The 16752-nt window shown below is 59.8% G+C and carries 15 protein-coding genes; 5 read left to right on the top strand and 10 right to left on the bottom strand.

Going from position 1 to position 16752, the window contains the following annotated elements; all coding sequences use genetic code 11:
* The first annotated feature begins 33 nt into the window (after nt 1–33).
* Complete coding sequence (locus A7X77_RS11560; protein WP_064683102.1) at nt 34–714, top strand: CBS domain-containing protein; 681 nt, start codon at nt 34–36, stop codon at nt 712–714.
* A 245-nt stretch (nt 715–959) separates the two neighbouring features.
* On the opposite strand, the gene A7X77_RS11555 is transcribed toward A7X77_RS11560, so the two are convergent.
* Genes A7X77_RS11555 through A7X77_RS11545 form a run of 3 tightly spaced genes read right to left on the bottom strand, consistent with a single transcriptional unit; the run spans nt 960 to nt 2443 of the window.
* Entirely contained in the window at nt 960–1520 is a 561-nt protein-coding gene (locus A7X77_RS11555) for a DsbE family thiol:disulfide interchange protein (protein WP_064683041.1), read from the bottom strand.
* Between the two features lies 1 nt (nt 1521).
* Entirely contained in the window at nt 1522–1677 is a 156-nt protein-coding gene (gene ccmD, locus A7X77_RS11550; RefSeq protein WP_064683040.1) for a heme exporter protein CcmD, read from the bottom strand.
* A gap of 1 nt (nt 1678) precedes the next feature.
* Nucleotides 1679–2443, bottom strand: a complete 765-nt coding sequence (locus A7X77_RS11545; protein WP_064683039.1) for a heme ABC transporter permease — start codon at nt 2441–2443, stop codon at nt 1679–1681.
* 420 nt (nt 2444–2863) lie between these two features.
* Here A7X77_RS11545 and hemA point away from each other — a divergent pair, with 420 nt between their 5' ends.
* The 3 genes from hemA (at nt 2864) to hemC (ending at nt 7414) form a co-directional block, all read left to right on the top strand.
* Complete coding sequence (gene hemA / locus A7X77_RS11540) at nt 2864–4078, top strand: 5-aminolevulinate synthase (protein WP_064683038.1); 1215 nt, start codon at nt 2864–2866, stop codon at nt 4076–4078.
* Between the two features lie 511 nt (nt 4079–4589).
* Nucleotides 4590–6449 carry an ABC transporter transmembrane domain-containing protein gene (locus A7X77_RS11530; protein ID WP_082928073.1) on the top strand — a complete coding sequence of 620 codons (1860 nt, stop codon included), beginning with the start codon at nt 4590–4592 and terminating at the stop codon, nt 6447–6449.
* Nucleotides 6449–7414 (top strand): hydroxymethylbilane synthase, encoded by a 966-nt coding sequence (gene hemC, locus A7X77_RS11525; protein ID WP_064683036.1) that lies wholly within the window; start codon nt 6449–6451, stop codon nt 7412–7414. The genes A7X77_RS11530 and hemC overlap by 1 nt, the downstream gene beginning before the upstream one ends.
* Nucleotides 7415–8607: 1193 nt before the next feature.
* Here the strand turns inward: hemC and A7X77_RS11520 are convergent.
* The 4 genes from A7X77_RS11520 to A7X77_RS11505 form a co-directional block, all read right to left on the bottom strand.
* Nucleotides 8608–9525: an SDR family NAD(P)-dependent oxidoreductase gene (locus tag A7X77_RS11520; protein ID WP_082928074.1), complete on the bottom strand. Its 918-nt coding sequence runs from the start codon at nt 9523–9525 to the stop codon at nt 8608–8610.
* A 70-nt stretch (nt 9526–9595) separates the two neighbouring features.
* Nucleotides 9596–10621: a zinc-binding dehydrogenase gene (locus tag A7X77_RS11515; RefSeq protein ID WP_064683035.1), complete on the bottom strand. Its 1026-nt coding sequence runs from the start codon at nt 10619–10621 to the stop codon at nt 9596–9598.
* Nucleotides 10614–11705 carry a Gfo/Idh/MocA family protein gene (locus A7X77_RS11510; protein ID WP_064683034.1) on the bottom strand — a complete coding sequence of 364 codons (1092 nt, stop codon included), beginning with the start codon at nt 11703–11705 and terminating at the stop codon, nt 10614–10616. The genes A7X77_RS11515 and A7X77_RS11510 overlap by 8 nt, the downstream gene beginning before the upstream one ends.
* Complete coding sequence (locus A7X77_RS11505; protein ID WP_082928075.1) at nt 11702–12154, bottom strand: nuclear transport factor 2 family protein; 453 nt, start codon at nt 12152–12154, stop codon at nt 11702–11704. The genes A7X77_RS11510 and A7X77_RS11505 overlap by 4 nt, the downstream gene beginning before the upstream one ends.
* Before the next feature lie 103 nt (nt 12155–12257).
* On the opposite strand from A7X77_RS11505, the gene A7X77_RS32250 reads away from it, so the two are divergent.
* Nucleotides 12258–13223, top strand: a complete 966-nt coding sequence (locus A7X77_RS32250; protein ID WP_082928076.1) for an AraC family transcriptional regulator — start codon at nt 12258–12260, stop codon at nt 13221–13223.
* Here the strand turns inward: A7X77_RS32250 and A7X77_RS11495 are convergent.
* Genes A7X77_RS11495 through A7X77_RS11485 form a run of 3 tightly spaced genes read right to left on the bottom strand, consistent with a single transcriptional unit; the run spans nt 13195 to nt 16267 of the window.
* On the bottom strand, nt 13195–13542 hold the full coding sequence (locus tag A7X77_RS11495) for a response regulator transcription factor (protein ID WP_376776704.1): 348 nt from the start codon (nt 13540–13542) through the stop codon (nt 13195–13197). The genes A7X77_RS32250 and A7X77_RS11495 overlap by 29 nt on opposite strands.
* Before the next feature lie 33 nt (nt 13543–13575).
* On the bottom strand, nt 13576–14214 hold the full coding sequence (locus tag A7X77_RS11490; RefSeq protein ID WP_064683032.1) for a response regulator transcription factor: 639 nt from the start codon (nt 14212–14214) through the stop codon (nt 13576–13578).
* The gene (locus tag A7X77_RS11485) at nt 14204–16267 is read right to left on the bottom strand and encodes a PAS domain-containing protein (protein WP_064683097.1); all 2064 of its coding nucleotides are present in this window, start codon (nt 16265–16267) and stop codon (nt 14204–14206) included. The genes A7X77_RS11490 and A7X77_RS11485 overlap by 11 nt, the downstream gene beginning before the upstream one ends.
* Between the last annotated feature and the right edge of the window lie 485 nt (nt 16268–16752).

Raw genomic sequence — 16752 nt, 5'->3', positions numbered from 1 at the left:
CGCAGCAACAATTCTTATAGACGAGGCAGGAAGATGCAAGCGAAGGACATAATGACCACTCATGTGGTGTCCATCAGTCCAGCGGTTGGTATACGCCACGCCGTCGCTGTCATGATGCAAAATAAGGTCAGCGGCCTTCCCGTGGTTGACGACGAAGGCCGCGTCTGTGGAATGCTGACGGAGGGCGACCTGCTGCTGCGGAGAGAGATCAGGTTCGCTCCCCGCGCTGCCCGCGCACCCGAAATCATCTCCGAGATCGATCTCGAGCGATATATTTCCAGCAATGGCTGGTGTGTCGCCGATGTCATGTCTCAAGATGTAATCGTGGCGAGCCCCGACAGCGAGGTATCGGATATCGCCGAAAGCCTCCAGGCGCACCGGATCAAACGGCTGCCGATCGTCGAGGACGGGCGCCTTGTGGGGGTTGTCAGCCGCAGAGACATCCTCGGCCTGATCATCGACGCCCAGACGGCGCCGCTGCCAAAAGAAGATGAATCGATCAAGCTGGCGGTCCGAACGCGCCTGAGGTCAGACTTGGGGATAACGCCCCAGAAGGTCCAGGTGACCGTCAAGAACGGCCAGGTGACACTCGATGGCAACGTGGAGTCGGAGCTGAAGCAAAAGGCTGTTCGCGCCCTGGTCGAAAGCCTGGGCGTCGGCGCCTATCGTGACCGGCTACAGATCTCTCGGCTGTCCGGGACCGAAATGGCCTGAGACAGCGCTCCATGCTGCGGCTTTTGCCATGGCACGGAAAACAGTTCATCCAGCGCGCCTGGGGATATCCGGATCGGTGAGGAATTTGACGCGAGGAGGCTCGCTCGATGTTGCGCCCCAAAACCGAGCGGGCCTCTGTCAAGCTTCCCCCCTTGACACGGGAAAATCCCGACCCGCCAAACCGACATACTCAATAGGCGGGCCGTTTCTTTGATTGAGATCAAACACGGCTGGAAGAGGCATGCTCATTCGGTGGCGATGATCTCTTCCAGAGCGGGCAGAATGTCCGTCGTGAGGCTTTCCTCGTCGATCGGTCCGACATGCCTCAAGAGGATTCGTCCCGCGCGATCGACAACGAATGTTTCCGGGACGCCGTAGACTCCCCAGTCGATCGAGCTTCTTCCCGTGGTGTCGATTCCGATCGCCGCGAACGGATTGCCGTTTTCCTGAAGGAAGGCCAGCGCCTTCTCCGGGGCGTCCTTGTAGTTGATGCCGACGAGCTTTATGCGAGAATCTTTGGCGAGTTCCATCAGCGCCGGGTGTTCGAGCCGACAGGGAACGCACCAGGACGCGAAGATGTTGACGACGGCGATGTGACCATCAAGTGTCTGATCGTCTACGCCTGGTGTTTGAAGACCGGTAAGCGGCGCGAGATGGACCGCTGGATGCCGGCGTCCCGCCAACGCCGAAGGAATGGCGGCAGGGGAGTATCCGTCCACGGATTCACGATACAACGTGTTTGCGACGGCGCCCGCAATCCCGAGGAATGCGACAAGCGGAATCGCGGCCAGGGCGTAGCGTCGCATCCTAGCGGTCTCCGCGAGGCTGCAGACGGCGCGCGACAGCGAGCGCCTCGACCTGACGGCGGTAGCGTCTTCCTGAGAGCCAGACCTTCAACGTCGCCGTGGCCATGACCGCGAAGGTGAGCAAATACGCCGCAAGAACATAGTGTTCGTGGTTCATTTCAGGTCTCCCGGTGAGCCGCCGCCCTCGCGGCCAGCCTGTAGTGCGAGATCAGCTTTCTGCGCCAGATCTCGTTTCTGATCGAGGCGACGTAGAGGGTGGCGAAAAGACACGCGAAGGCGAGCCCCATGACCAGCAATGGCCGCAGAAACTCGATGTCCAGAGCCGGTCCGGCGAGGCGGATCACGCTGGCCGGCTGGTGCAGCGTGTTCCACCATTCCACCGAAAACTTGATGATCGGTATGTTCACGAATCCTACGATGATCAGCACGGCGGTGACCCTTGCCGCGCGGGTGGGCTCGTCGATGGCGCGATTGATCGCGAGAAGTCCGAGATACATGATGAACAGCACGAACATCGAGGTCAGACGTGCGTCCCAAACCCACCACGTCCCCCACATCGGCTTCCCCCAGATCGCTCCGGTGATGAGGGAGACGAACGTGAAGGCGGCGCCGAGCGGGGCGGCGACACGGGCCGCGACGTCGGCGAGCGGATGCTTCCAGACCAGCGACCCGATCGCGTTCGCAGTCATCACGCTGTAACAGAGCATCGCCATCCAAGCCGCTGGGACGTGGACGTACATGATCCGAACAGTCTCGCCCTGCTGGTAGTCTCCGTCGGAGTTGAAACTCAACCAGAGCCCGGTGGCGAACGTGATCAGCGTCGCGGCCGCGAGGATCGGAATTGTCCTGTTCGCCAGTTCGACGAAGCGGGACGGCTGTGCGAGGGCGACGAGGCCCTTCGAGAACTTTGAGACAGAGATCATGGACGGAGGAGTAGCGCGGACCGAGCGCGAGATAATTGATCCGGATCAAACAACCCATGTTTGGGCGGCGGGGCCAGATATACGCTGTTCCTGAGCGGCCGGAGGAAAAGGAGACCGCGTGGCGATCGCTCTCCGCCTGTCCGACGCTTAACAGCGCCCTTAATCCGCTCTTCTTCTGCGGCGCTGTCCGCCAGTCCAGGGCGTGAAGATGATCCCTCCAGTTGAACCGAATCCGCTTTGGATGCGCCGAAAACATGATTTCACGAAGTCACCTCGGGTGGCGATCTATCTCGTCACGAGTGTTCTCCAACTGGTCTTTTTCAGACTTGCAACTGCCCAAAGTTCGTCCAAACTTGACGGAGATCAAATACAGGCGGTTGGCTGACCGCTAGTGATCTCCCATGCAGAAGGAGCATATGCATGGATTTCGAAGCGTTTTTCAAAAACGAGCTGGACGGGCTTCATACCGAGGGCCGTTACCGCGTGTTTGCCGATCTCGAGCGTCACCGCGGCAATTTTCCCCGCGCGACGCGTTACACCGCGGATGGCCAAAAGGAAGTCACGGTCTGGTGCTCCAACGACTATCTCGGCATGGGCCAGCATCCGAAGGTGATCGAGGCGATGAAGAACGCCATCGACCACTGTGGCGCGGGTGCGGGAGGCACCCGGAATATTTCTGGCACCAACCACCATCACGTCATGCTCGAACGGGAGCTTGCCGACCTGCACGGCAAGGAAGCAGCGCTGATCTTCACGTCGGGTTATGTTTCCAACTGGGCGGCACTTGGCACGCTCGGCGCCAAGATCCCCGGCCTGATCATCTTCTCCGACGCGTTGAACCATGCCTCGATGATCGAGGGCATCCGTTATGCCAAGTGCGACAAGGTGATCTGGAAGCACAATGACGTGGCCGATCTCGAAGCCAAGCTCAAGGCCGCCGATCCGAAGGCGCCGAAGCTGATCGCCTTCGAAAGCGTCTATTCGATGGATGGCGATATCGCCCCGATCCAGGAGATCTGCGACCTCGCCGACAAATATGGCGCGATGACCTATCTCGACGAAGTGCATGGCGTCGGCATGTACGGCCCGCGCGGCGGCGGCATCGCCGAGCGCGAAGGGCTGATGGACCGGCTGACCGTGATCGAAGGCACGCTCGGCAAGGCTTTTGGAGTGATGGGCGGCTACATCGCCGCGTCGACGGCGCTTTGCGATTTCATCCGCTCGTTTGCCTCCGGCTTCATTTTCACCACGGCGCTGCCGCCGGCACTTGCTGCCGGCGCCGTCGCCTCGATCCAGCACCTGAAGGTCAGCCAGTTCGAGCGCGCCCGCCATCAGGACCGTGTGCGCAAGCTGAGAGCACTGCTCGACCAGCGCGGCATTCCGCATATGCCCAATCCGAGCCATATCGTGCCGGTGCTGGTCGGCGATGCGGCGAAATGCAAGTGGATCTCCGATCTGCTGCTCGACAATTGCGGCGTCTATGTCCAACCGATCAACTATCCGACAGTGCCGAAGAAGACCGAGCGCCTGCGCATCACGCCGACGCCGCTGCATTCCGACGCCGATATCGCCCATCTGGTCGAGGCGCTGCATTCGCTCTGGTCGCGCTGCGCGCTTGCAAGGCACGTCGCCTAAACGATCGTTCCTCTGCGTCCCAACAATCGAACTCAACGTCTCTGCATATCGACCTGAGATAGGCGAAGATCGCGGCCGTGAGATGCCGCCGCGAACCGAAATGGTGAGGACCGCTTCGCGCGCAAGACGACCCAGAAATGTAGTATTCCTGCGAGGCGCTTTCGCCGGATCGATGAAGATGCGGTGATGCTGACAGACGATTTCGAAAAGCTGATCATCCGGAACCGCACAGAAGTTCTCGATGGCGGTGAGGATACGACCAATAAGGGAGTTTTCGAGAGATGCATTACCTACAGCACTCGCTCGGCGTCCGACGCCTGCAGTAGCGGTAGTTCCATGTTTCGTCTTCAGGCTCCGGCGTGTTTCTAGGCCCATTTCATCGGTGCCACAGTGCGGTCGACGCGGGAAGTCCGGTTGCTCAAGATCGATCCGGTTTTGATCGCGATCAAAGACTGACCACTGAATTGGGGCGAAAAGACCAATCGATGCAAACCAGGAGTTCACGGCATTGATGATTGCCAAGCACGACCGCGTCGCTGATACGCCGGCATTTTCCACGGGGGCTACGGACTCCGACGCAGCGAGAAAAGACCGCTCCCGCAGGTCGCTGGCGGGACTTGGAAAGCTGACGCCTCTTTTGCGCGCCCACCTGTGGCTGGCGGCCGGCGCCGTCGTCTCCCTTACGGCCGCGGCTCTTATCTCCCTCGCGCTGCCGACAGCGGTCCGGCGTCTGATAGATCAGGGTTTCGCCCGGACCGACGGCGTATTCGTCGACCGCTACTTCGTGATGCTCGTCGTGCTGGCGATCGCTCTCGCCGTCGCAAGTGCCTGTAGATACTATTTCGTCACCGCGCTTGGCGAGCGGCTGGTCTGCGATCTTCGTCTCCGGGTCTTTCAGACGGTCGTTCGTCTTCCTGCAAGCTTCTTCGATGCGAACCGCTCCGGCGAAGTCTCGTCGCGGCTCACCGCCGATGCGGCCCAGATCAAGTCCGCCGTGAGCCTTGCTGCCTCCGTCGCGCTTCGGAACTCCATTCTCTGCGTCGGCGCCCTTGCCATGATGTTCGTGACAAGTCCCGGCCTGTCCTCAATCACGGTCGGAGCAATCCCGCTCATCGTCGTGCCCCTTGTGGTGTTCGGTCGGTCAGTTCGGCAAAAATCCAGGTCCGCACAGGACGCGCTCGCCGAGGCGTCGGCCTTTGCAAGCGAGATCATTGCAGGAAGCCGGACTACACAAGCCTTCAACGGTGAGGACGCCGCTCAACGCAAATACGTCCGCGAAATCGAGGCGTCGTATGCCAGTTCGGTGAGCGCCGCGCGCTCGAGAGCCTTCCTCACGGCTTTCGCGATCGCCCTCGTTTTTGCGAGCGTCGTCGGCGTGCTTTGGATCGGAGCGCAGAACCTGCTGTCCGGCGCGATGACCGCAGGAGATCTTGGGCAATTCCTTCTTTACGCGGTGATCGCGGCAGGATCGCTGGGTTCGCTTTCGGAGGTCTGGGGCGAGCTCGCACAGGCGGCAGGTGCGGCCGGCAGGCTATTCGAACTGATGGACGAAGAGGACGGGCGGCCAGAAGCAGGCGCGACGCTGCCGTTGCGAACGCCCGTCGCGGGTCGGATCGAATTCGAGGACGTACGCTTCGCCTATGCGGGCGCGCCAGACCGCGAAGTCTTGCGGGGACTGTCAATGCGGGTCTCTCCGGGCGAAACCGTGGCCGTGGTCGGAGCATCGGGCTCTGGTAAAAGCACGCTCTTTTCGGTTCTTCTAGGTTTCTACGGGGCAGGCGACGGAAAGATCGCAATCGACGGTCGCGACCTCGCAACGCTCTCTCCGGAAGAAGTGCGGCAACAGATGGCCATCGTCCCCCAGGACGTCACGATTTTCGCCTCCTCCATCAAGGAGAACATAGCGATCGGCCGGCCGGAGGCCATCTCGGAAGAAATAGAAGCCGCCGCTGCCAGGGCGCAGGCGCATGACTTTGTCTCCGCTCTTCCCAACGGATACGACACCGTCGTAGGCGAGCGCGGTCTTACATTGTCTGGCGGGCAGCGCCAGAGAATCGCGATCGCAAGAGCTGTCCTGAAGGACGCTCCGATCCTTCTTCTCGACGAAGCCACGTCATCGCTCGACGCCGAAAGCGAGATGCTGGTGCAGAAGGGACTCGACGAGCTTATGGAGAATCGCACGACGATCGTCATTGCGCACCGGCTTGCCACCGTTCTCAAGGCTGATCGCATCCTCGTCATGGAAGAAGGCCGGATAGTCGAAGAAGGGACGCATGCGTCGCTCGTTCGCCAGGGCGGCGCATACGCAAGGCTTGCGGAGCTGCAGTTTGATGCTACGGCGTCGCTTCCAGTCGAAAGGAATGCGGCGTGATGAGCGCACGTCAAGGATTCAGCAAACCTTTCAGGATAGGCACCCGCGCAAGCCCGCTTGCCATCGCCCAGGCGTCGGAGGTGGCCGCGCGCCTATGCGCCTTCCATGGACTGCCCGCTGAATCCTTTGTCATCGTGCCGCTGACGACGAAGGGCGACCGGCTCAGCGAGCAGCCGCTTCCGGACATCGGTGTGAAGGGTCTCTTCACCTTAGAGCTGGAGGAGCGCCTGCTGGCGGGAGAACTCGACATGGCGGTTCACTCCTGCAAGGACGTCGCTACGGACCTTCCTGAAGGACTCCATCTCAGCGCATGTCTGTCCAGGGAGGACGCGCGGGACGCCTTTATATCACGGAGCGGATTCCGCCTATGGGAACTGCCACCCGGCGCCGTCGTCGGAACGTCCTCGGTAAGAAGGGCCGCACTCATGGCATTGCACCGGCCGGACCTCGTCGTCGTGCCTTTCCGTGGCCTCGTGGGAACAAGGCTGCAGAAGCTTGAGGACGGGGTCGTCGACGCCACGCTGCTCGCACAGGCGGGCCTCAACAGGCTGGGGCTTGGAGACGTCGTGACGGAGGTTCTCAACCTGCGCGACTTCCCTCCGGCTCCAGCTCAAGGGGCCATATGCATCGAGAGCTGTGTGCGCAACGCTGTTGTCACGGAACTGGTGTCAGTTCTCGACGACGCCGCCACCGCTGACGCGGTGCGTTGCGAGCGATCCTTTCTCCGTTCCCTTGACGGATCCTGTCGTACGCCAATCGGGGCTTATGCCACATGTCATGGAAGCGAGCTCGTTTTGCGCGGCATGATGATCGAACCGGACGGCAGCGATCAGAGAAGTGTGGTACTTAGAGGCCGGCGTTCTGCAGCCGAAAAAATTGGAGCTTCCGCGGCGGGTTTTCTGCTTTCAAAGCACTCGGTGCAGCCCTCTGTTCATGCCGATGTCCGCCTTTCCCAGGAGAATTGACAGGGAACCAGTGATTCGCGACTCGAGTTGGGAGCAGATTGATTCGTTCCACATCGACCTGAGTTTGGGATTTTGATTTGAGACACGGACGAAGAAACCGCGCAAAGATCGCTACGGTCGATATGACGCCGCCCGGTCGGCGCGCACCTGCGGACTCCGAAACCAGGTTTGAAAAGGGTGCTCCGGATCAGGGACAGACACCCTTTTCGTGCTGAGTTTTAAGGTTTCAGCGGAATGGAAATTAACAGAGAGATTGCTGTCTACCATCGGACCGAAGTCCGACTCACCCTCAATAATGCGTCGGTGTCAGTGCCGAGGTGACACTGTCAATCAATGCCTCCCTAGATCCTCTTGCCTATCTCACCGCTACGCTCGCCGTCATCGATAGACATCCGCGCGGCTCGACGAAGACAAGCGGAAGCGCTGAAGGACGTCGTTTTTGAGGTTCTTGAGGCTGCGTCGGTTTTGCAGCAGTGGGCATTATTGGCTCCCGAACCGACGTTGAAGCGGTTTTCACCGGCGTCGACATGCCCGGCGGTCTCAACGGTATCGATCTTGCAACAATGGTCGCGAGCATCAGTCCGCATATAGGAATCGTCGTGATCTCGGGCAGGGCGGACATCGAGCCGGCCGAGCCGTTTTGATCTTACGTTGGAGTCCGCCTACTGATGTCGAGGGCGGTCCGTGAATTCTAGCCCTACAGCTTGTGACCTGCTAAGCGTTCAACGAACCTTTGCTACGACTCGTTCTGGTGTCTAGCTTTTCGGTGCGCGCGCTGTCGCGCCGTTGCATGGGCCGCTTCGCTGCCCCAACATTGTCTCCGAGCTCCCCCTAAACTGACGAGGATTCGACATGCTTTCCGGACGTCATACGACACCGGGATCCAACCCCGTCGACGCAGCTATGGCCTGGCATGAAGGAGATCCGCGCGCGACCGTCGATGCTCTGCTCAAGGATCGTAAACGGCTGTGCGAACAGCTTGCAACCGCCCCGGCATGCATCAGCAACGGCTATACGCGCGGTTGGCTGCCCGGCGATGAATTCGAGGGATGGATGATAACTTCGGAGACGAGCAGTTTCCCTGGGTTCGTCTCAGAGCACGTGAGGGCTGCGAACGAAGTCTGGAAGCGCATCTGGGGTTGCAGTTTCCAACTCACTCGCCCGCATATTCACATTGACTCACATTCGCTTGTTTATGCCCCGATCAGTTCGGTTGCCATACGCCACAGCCGATCCGCGTTCTCCATGTCCAGCGCGTAAGCTGCCACACCTTCCAGTTTGCCATCAGGTCGTCCAGGGAGAACAGGGGCGACCTGACAATCGTCGAAGTACCGACCGCTTACACCCTCGACGAGGGGCGACCCGGCGAGCATCACGGACGTCGATGCACCCTGTTCGGGCGTTTTGCGCAGATGTTCAGGTGTTCTGAGTCCGCCTGTGTGTCGTTGGAGGTTCGTCGCTATGGCTCCCGGGTTGAGCGCGTTCGAGACAATTCCGTCCGATTTCCAGCGGTTGGCGATGCCCACGGACAGAAGAATGCAGGCCGTCTTTGATTGGGCGTACCCGAGGAGTGGTGTGTAGGGGATGAAACGGAAATGCGGGTCGTCCCAGAAGACCGGCCCGAACAGGCTTCCCGTCGAGCTTACAGAAACCACGCGCGCACCCTGGGCATCGGCGAGATGACGGCGGAGGCCCGTGGTCAGGGCGAAGTGCCCGAGAAAATTGGTCGCGAACTGCATTTCGCAACCCTCGGAGGTCCGCTCGAGTTCGGGGAGGGCCATGATGCCCGCGTTGTTAACGAGGGCATGAAGCGGCTTTTCCCAATCGGCGACGAAGTTTCGAACAGATCGCAAATCCGCCAGGTCGAGCTGTCGCACATCGATTTGGGGGTTGCCCATCTGCGCCCGAAGCGATCGGGCGACATCCTCAGCCGCCTCTGGTCTGCGCGCAGCAATGGTCACCGCTGCGCCCGCGGATGCAAGGCTTTTCACGGTTTCGATCCCGATCCCGCTGGCACCGCCAGTCACGATCATGTTCTTTCCCACCAGATCGACACCGGAGAGGACTTCCGCTGCGGTCGATGAAACGCCAAATGGGAGCATTGTGGTCATGGTTGGTCTTTCCGTGAATCTAGTTGTCATAGATGGGCATGGGTTCGGGCTGGGAAGGTCCTATCTGTCATCACAGAACCAATACGGGGCGGCCGAGGGTTTCGCCCGCTTCCAGCGCGCGTTGCGCCTCGGCGACGCCGTCGAAGGACACCAACCGGTCGATGTGCGGTTTCAGGCGACCGCGATCGGCAAGTTCAGCGATTTCCTTCAAGATCGCCGTCTGCCGAAGTCGATGGCCATGGTTCTGGCCGATCTGCGGCAGTCCGATATTGACGAAGCTGATATTGAGGTTTTTCCATTCGGCAGGGCCGTTACCTTCGGCAGGCCACTCGGAGACGACGGTGTTTACGAGCGTGCCGTACGCTGCCGTGTGCGCGAAGCTTCTGGCGAAGTTGTCGTGCCCGACAAAGTCGAAGACGACATCAGCGCCTGGCTCGCCTTTCCAGTGCTCTAGTGCTTCCTCGATGTTCTGCGTTCGATAGTTGATGACGAGTTCAGCGCCGAGCTTTCGAACGAGCTCCGCCTTGGCTTCGCTCGATACGGTTGTCGCGACCTTCGCTCCAATCGAGGCCAGATACTGTATCGCGATGTGGCCGAGACCGCCCGCGCCGCCGTGGACGAGGACGTGGTCGCCACTGCTGACCTGCCCTTTGTCGAACACGGCCTCGCATGCTGTGAGCCCGACAACAGGCAATGCCGCCGCCTCTGCGAAGCCCATGCCGGCCGGCTTGAACGTCACGTAATCGCCCCGGACCACCTTATATTCGGCGTAGCTGCCGGGGTTGCCGGCATAGCCCCCGTCCACATACCAGACTTCATCGCCGACCCGGACATTGGTCACTTCCCCGCCGACTTCCATCACGATGCCGACGCCGTCGATCCCAAGGATCGTCGGTAAAGCAGGATCATCATCTTCAAGGTCGTAGACCGCGCCGTTTTTCCGGTTTTGCCAGTCGGCGGGATTGATGCCCGCCGCCTTTACCTGAATGATCACGTCATACTCGTCGCGAAGGCCGGGGCGGGCCACATTTCGAACCTCAAGGACCTCCGGTCCGCCTGGCCGCGTGACCACGAGAGCCCGCATTTTCTCAGACATCGCAACGCTCTCCGTTGCCCGATCCGATGACGTCCAGCACTCGGTGCAAATTCACGGCGTCTTCAAATGTGGGGGAGAGGTGGGTGCCAGCCAGCATGTCCGATGCGATGCGTGAATACGCGATGCCGACGCTCTGGCTGAATCCGTCCTCGATGCCGAGCCTATCGTAGGTCTGCGGCACCTGCAGCTCGTGCATCTGCTCATCTCCCCGGGCACCCCGCACAGTAAACCCGCCCAAGCCGACGTAGCCGACGGGGCTCGTCAGGATCAGGTCTCCCGCGGTGCCGTTGATCTCTATATGAAAGTTGGTTCCCCGCGAGAGCCCACCGCGGAAGTGAGCGCTCAAGGCAGCGCCGTTCTCCAGCAGGCCGCCGACCACGATCTGGTCGGGTGCCGTGAACGGGACCTGTTTCCCGGTCTCCGCTACGCGGACCATTGATCGACTGTTGGATAGCGTTCCCCGTACGGACGCTAATCTGGACCCGAGAGCGAAGAGCGTGGCGTCCAGAGTATGCGCAAACGGAACGTGCAGCATCGAGGCACCGTTCGTCATATCCAAAGTATAGAGGTAACTCTCGTTGATCTCCTCTCCCCATATGATGCCAGAGCCTATGATCGAAACAGAGAGGACGTCACCGACATAGCCGTCTTTCACCAAGTCCCGGATGAAGCTAATGGCCGGCACGGAGCGGGTCTGAAGTCCGATCGCGGTGAACTTGTTTTTCTGCTTTGCGAGGGCATTCATCGCCTCGGCGTCGCGCAGGTTCATCCCGAGCGGCCATTCGGAGAAAATGGATTTGCCTGCCCCTAACGCCTTCGTCACCAGCTCGAGGTGATGTGGGACCTTTACCGTCACAACCACGAGATCGACGTTCGGATCGTTCACCAACTCGTCGGTAGTGACGTAGCCGCGATCAGCCCCGAATTTCAGGGCCGAAGCATCCGCTATTTCCTGCTTGTTGTGGCTGATGGCCGTGATGCGAAATTGCGGCAAAGCCTTCAGGGCCGGAACATGGGCCGTTGTCGCCCAGCCCTTGTCCGGGTGGACGCCGATGATGCCGACTTTGATAGGATTGCTTGTCATGCCGCGTTCTCCTTCGGCTTGATTTCAAGAATTGTCCGGCGAAGCTCCAGGTGCGCCAACCGCCACTGTCCGTCTTCCAGCCGCCATGTTTCGTGATAGTGGCCGTAACCGTGCATGGATGCGGGCCGCCCGTCGTTTCCGCCCGGGAAGACCAGGTAGTCTTCCATAGACCAGACGGCGCTGATCTCGCTTTCCGATACGATGTCGATCTCGTCGTTATGGACCTGATGGATCGACTTCACGCCCGAGAGATACGCCTTCGTGACAGCAACGAATTCGTCGACGGCGTCGAATTGCGCCAGTAGGACACCATCCTCTCCGACGAAACGCATAGTTGGTTTGCGGGCGAATAGCGCCGCGAGGTCGACCCACATATGGGTGTCTACGTAACGGCAGTACCTGGCTTTGAGTGTCCGGATGGTTTCAGCTAGAGCGAGACGGTTCTGCAATTGGAATCTCCTTTTCGTCCCACCATATAGCGACGGATACCAAGAGCCTTCAGTCTCGATCGTCCCAAGTTTTGGCTCGATCGTCCATCATAGGAACATTTAGTTGGACCCATTGAGCGACATCTTTTCCTCCATGCGGATCAGGAAGGCGAAGTTCACGACCTTGGACGCGACAGCGCCATGGGGCGTCGTGTCGAACGGCGACCCTTCGATAAAATTTGTGCTCGTAGTGCGAGGATCGGGGATACTGACGACGCGAGGCAACCCAGACCCTGTGGCATTGCGAGCAGGCGACGTCTTCATCATGTTTGGGGACGAGTCGTACCGCGTCTACGATCATGAGCGCTCGCGCATCGAGGACTGTCTCGATGTCGAGGCACTGAGGCTAGGCAACCGGATTCAATTCGGCGGCGGCGGCACGACGACGACCTTCATCAGCGGCTTTTTCGAAATCGACAGGCTGGACGCCCGGCCGTTGCTCCAAGTGTTGCCGAAGCTCCTTCACCTGAAATCCGAGCAGAACCGGAGCCGGGCATTCCAGGCCGTGCTTGAGCTGCTGGCCGCGGAAGTAGATGCGCCCGGACTTGGATCGGATGCCGTGGTGAGACGCCTGTTCGAGCTTCTTTTCGTTCACGCGGTTCGCGCTTATTCGGAGCAACGGGCAACCGCCAAAACCGGATGGCTCGCTGCGGTAGCAGACAAGAACCTGTCGCTGGCAATAGAGGCCATCCACCCGGAGCCCCAGATGAGCTGGACGGTTGACCGGCTGGCGCGTAAAGCCGGCATGTCGCGATCCGCTTTTGCAGCTCGGTTCAGAGCCATGGTAGGTCAGGCTCCGCTTGGTTATCTCACTGAGTGTCGGATTTATCAGGCTGCTCGGCAGATCGAGGCGAACGGCGAGAAAATATCGGTGATTGCGCGGAGGATGGGGTATCAGTCCGAAGCGGCATTTACCAAGACCTTCAGGAAGTTCATGGGGTGCGTTCCAAGCGAATACAGAAGAAACTTGGTGATTGCTCCGGTCGCTCCTGCTTCTGCTCCTACCGGCGAAAAGCAAGAAGCCGCGTGATAGCCGGCAAGAGAACCTGGCTGTTCAGTGGCTTTCGCATGAATACTCGCTGGTCGTCAGCGCCCGCGTAGCCCTGGTCCTCGATGTCTGAGCGCCCTGTCATCAGAATCATGGGCATTCCGGGTTCGTGGACGCGCACCGCCTTCTCCAGCTCGAACCCGTCCATCGAATCCATTTTGATGTCGGTAATCACGCAATCGCATGCGGCAAGGTCTCCGCTGGACAAAAAGGCGGCCGGGGACCGATAGGTGCGGGCGGCATAGCCCAAGGATTCCAGAAGCTCACGCAAACCATCCAAAACCCGCTTGTCATCGTCCACGATTGCAAAGGTCCGGCTCGCATGCGCTATCATTCACTGGGTTCCATATCGGGAATGGGTAATCGGTATGCTGAGTTTGCCGGCGATCCTTACCAGGTCGGCCAAGGAATCCGCGTGCATTTTGCGCATCATGTTACCCCTGTGGATTTGGAACGTGATCTCGCTGATGCCGAGTTTGGCCGCGCCTTGCTTATTCATCAGCCCACTCACAACGAGCGGGAGAACGTCGCGTTCCCGCGCAGAGAGGCAATCAAGCCTCCTCTGCAATTCACGTAGCGCCGCGCGGTCTTGCCGAGCCAGCTCATCCCGCTCAAGCGCTGTGCCTATCGCCGCGAGCAGGTCGTGCTCCCGGAATGGTTTCTGAAGGAAATCGACAGCGCCCAGTTTCATGGCGCGCACTGTCATGGGAATATCCCCGTGCCCTGTTATAAAAATGATCGGAGGGTGGGGCTGGTCGGCCATCTCGGCATGCAGTTCGAATCCGTCAAAATCGGGAAGCCGCACGTCCAAAACGAGGCACGATGGGGTATCGGGCTTCGGGGCATCGAGGTATTCCCGTCCGGTCGCAAACGTTGCGACCTTCATTCGCCATGATTCCAGGTATTCACGAAGTCCATCCCGGACCCGCTTATCATCGTCAATAACGAAGACTGCATGATCTTCACTGTACATCGGGTTCTCCTCCGGCCATTGGAAGGGAAAAACTGAATATTGTGCCTGAAGGCTCAGACGGTGCCGCCCACAGCGCTCCCTCATGTGCTCGGACAATGCTTCGGCAGACGGACAGGCCGATGCCCATCCCATTGTGTTTCGTGGTGTAGAAGGGTTCGAATATCTTCTCTGTGTCGTTCAATCCGATGCCGCTGTCGCGCACATGCACGACGATGTTCCCGTCTTCTCGCTTCGATCGGATTTCCAGGAGCCTGGCTGCTCCGTTCATCGTCGCCATCGCATCCATGGCGTTCTGGATGAGATTGACGAGTACCTGGAGCATGAGGCCCTTGTCGAATACGGCATCGGGCAAGTCTCGCTGGAGGTCGGTGTGCAGATCGCACTTCGAAGCCGCAATCCGTTCCCGGAGCAGGATGCAGGCCTCTTCGATGATACCGTTGAGGTTCCCGGGCGATTTTGCAGCGCCTGACTGCCGAAACAACGCCTTGATCCTGCTGATGACTTCTGACGCGTCGTTCGCCGCCTCCGCGGCCTTCCTGGCGCTGTTCCTGGCGCGTTCGAAATTTGGCGGCGTTGCCTCCAGCCACCGCTCGGTCGCGAGGCTGTTCGTGAGCACCGCAACCAAGGGCTGGCTGATTTCATGGGCAATCGACGCGGATAGCTCGGACAGACTAGCGGCGCGTGTGGCCAACTCTAGTTGGTGCTGTGCCTTCTGTAACTGCGCCTGCGCCTGCGTTTCATCCTCGACATCGACGATGACCCCATACCATTGAAAAAGCCGGCTCTGGCTGTCACGGAGAACCCTGGCTCTGCAGTCTACGAGATGGTATCCACCGTCGGCCAGCCGGTGGCGGTATTTCAGCGCGATCGGCTCGCCGGACCTGAACGACTGTTCGAAACGATCCCGCAAGACAGGCGCGTCGGCTGGATGGACGAGGCTGCTGATCATCGGGGCGAACCCTGACCCATTGGCCCCCCGAAGCTCTTCCAGCGTCACGCCGGAGTACCTCATCAACGGCTCGTTGAAATACGTTGGCTGGCCGTCGGGGCTGGCGCACCAGACGAATGCGGGCAGGGTGTCCAGCATTAATCGCAGTCGATCAGCATTCGAGCGCAGTTCGTCCTGCGTCTGGTGAAGTTCCTCGATGTCGACGTTGGTCCCGTACCACTGGATTATCTCGCCGTTCTCGCCGAGGAGAGGGGCGGCGGTCACCCTGTTCCAGCGATATGTCCCGTCGTTGAACCGCAGGCGGCAGATTATCGAGAGCGGCGTCTTTTGCTTGACGCAATCTGCCCACACTGCCTGGAAGTCCGCCATGTCGTCGGAATGAACCACCCCGAAGTTGTTGTCCCTGATCTCCTCGAAGCTCGCGCCGAGATACTCCAGCAACTTGGGGTTCTGGTAAATCGGCTCTCCGGTCGGGGCTGCGCACCATATCATCACTGGCATGGTGTCGATCAGGATTTGAAGCTGGCGCTCGCTGTCGGCCAGCCGCTGCTGTGCCTTCTGTTTCTCGTCGACATCAATTGTGGTGCCGTACCATCCCTGGATTTCGCCTCTTTGGTTGCGATGAGGGCGTCCGTAGGCGTGAAACCAGCTGTAGTCGCCATCGGCCCGCCGGATGCGATGAACGGATTCAAATGGCGTGCCAGTCCGCATGCTGGTGAGCCAGGCTTCGGTTACACGATCGGCATCGTCAGGATGCACGGCCTCGAGCCCGGTCCGCCCGATGGCGTTGAACTCGTCCGTGCTCTTGCCGACGTAATCCACGACGCTTGGATTGATGTAGACGAAATTGCCCTGCGCGTCGGTGGCCCAGCCAAGTCCGGGCATGCTCTCGACGATCAGCCTCGCGTCAACCAGGTTGTGGTGAAGGTCGGCCTGCTTCCGCCAGATGTTCACCAGCCAGAAAGCCCCCAGAGCCGACAGAAGAAAGGCAAAGGGGCGCGTGAGCGACGCTGTGCGAGGCTCGTAAATGAACAGGATCACGGCGCAACCGGCGATCAAAAGCAAGGCAGCCGTTGCAGCAGTCCGCCGCCGTTCAATGAACATAAGCGCGGCCAGCACGATGAACAGTGCGCCATAAGGCTCCTGTTCGGACATTCCTAAAGCAGTTCCCGCGAAACCCGTAGCTAACGCGGGCGCGTATTGTCGTATTTCAAGCCCCCTCACGACATTCTCCCGGTCACCGCCAATGGAGTTGCCGGGACTATACTTCGGTACCGAAGATCAGACTAGATGAACCCGCGAGACTAACGGAAACATATGATTGGCTGCCCCGGCCTCGCTGCATATCCTCCCCGACATCGAAACGGATGGACGGACGGGTCAATGGCCTCGTCCTGACAAGCCGCCGCCCGAAGGCTGGCAAAAGGATCGAGACACATGACATCCGGTAATCCGACAAACCTTCCGATATCCCGCCGCACCGTGCTCGGCACGGCTGCCGGGGCTTTAGGAGCATCGATGTTCGGATTTCCCGAATTGGTTCCGGTCCATCACGCTGCCGCGCAGGCAACCCAATCATCAGCCGAGGA

Source organism: Rhizobium bangladeshense, from assembly GCF_001662075.1.
Taxonomy (GTDB): Bacteria; Pseudomonadota; Alphaproteobacteria; order Rhizobiales; family Rhizobiaceae; genus Rhizobium; species Rhizobium bangladeshense_B.
The sequence above is the reverse complement of the archived record's forward strand: the minus strand, read 5'-3'. Positions and strand labels throughout refer to the sequence as shown.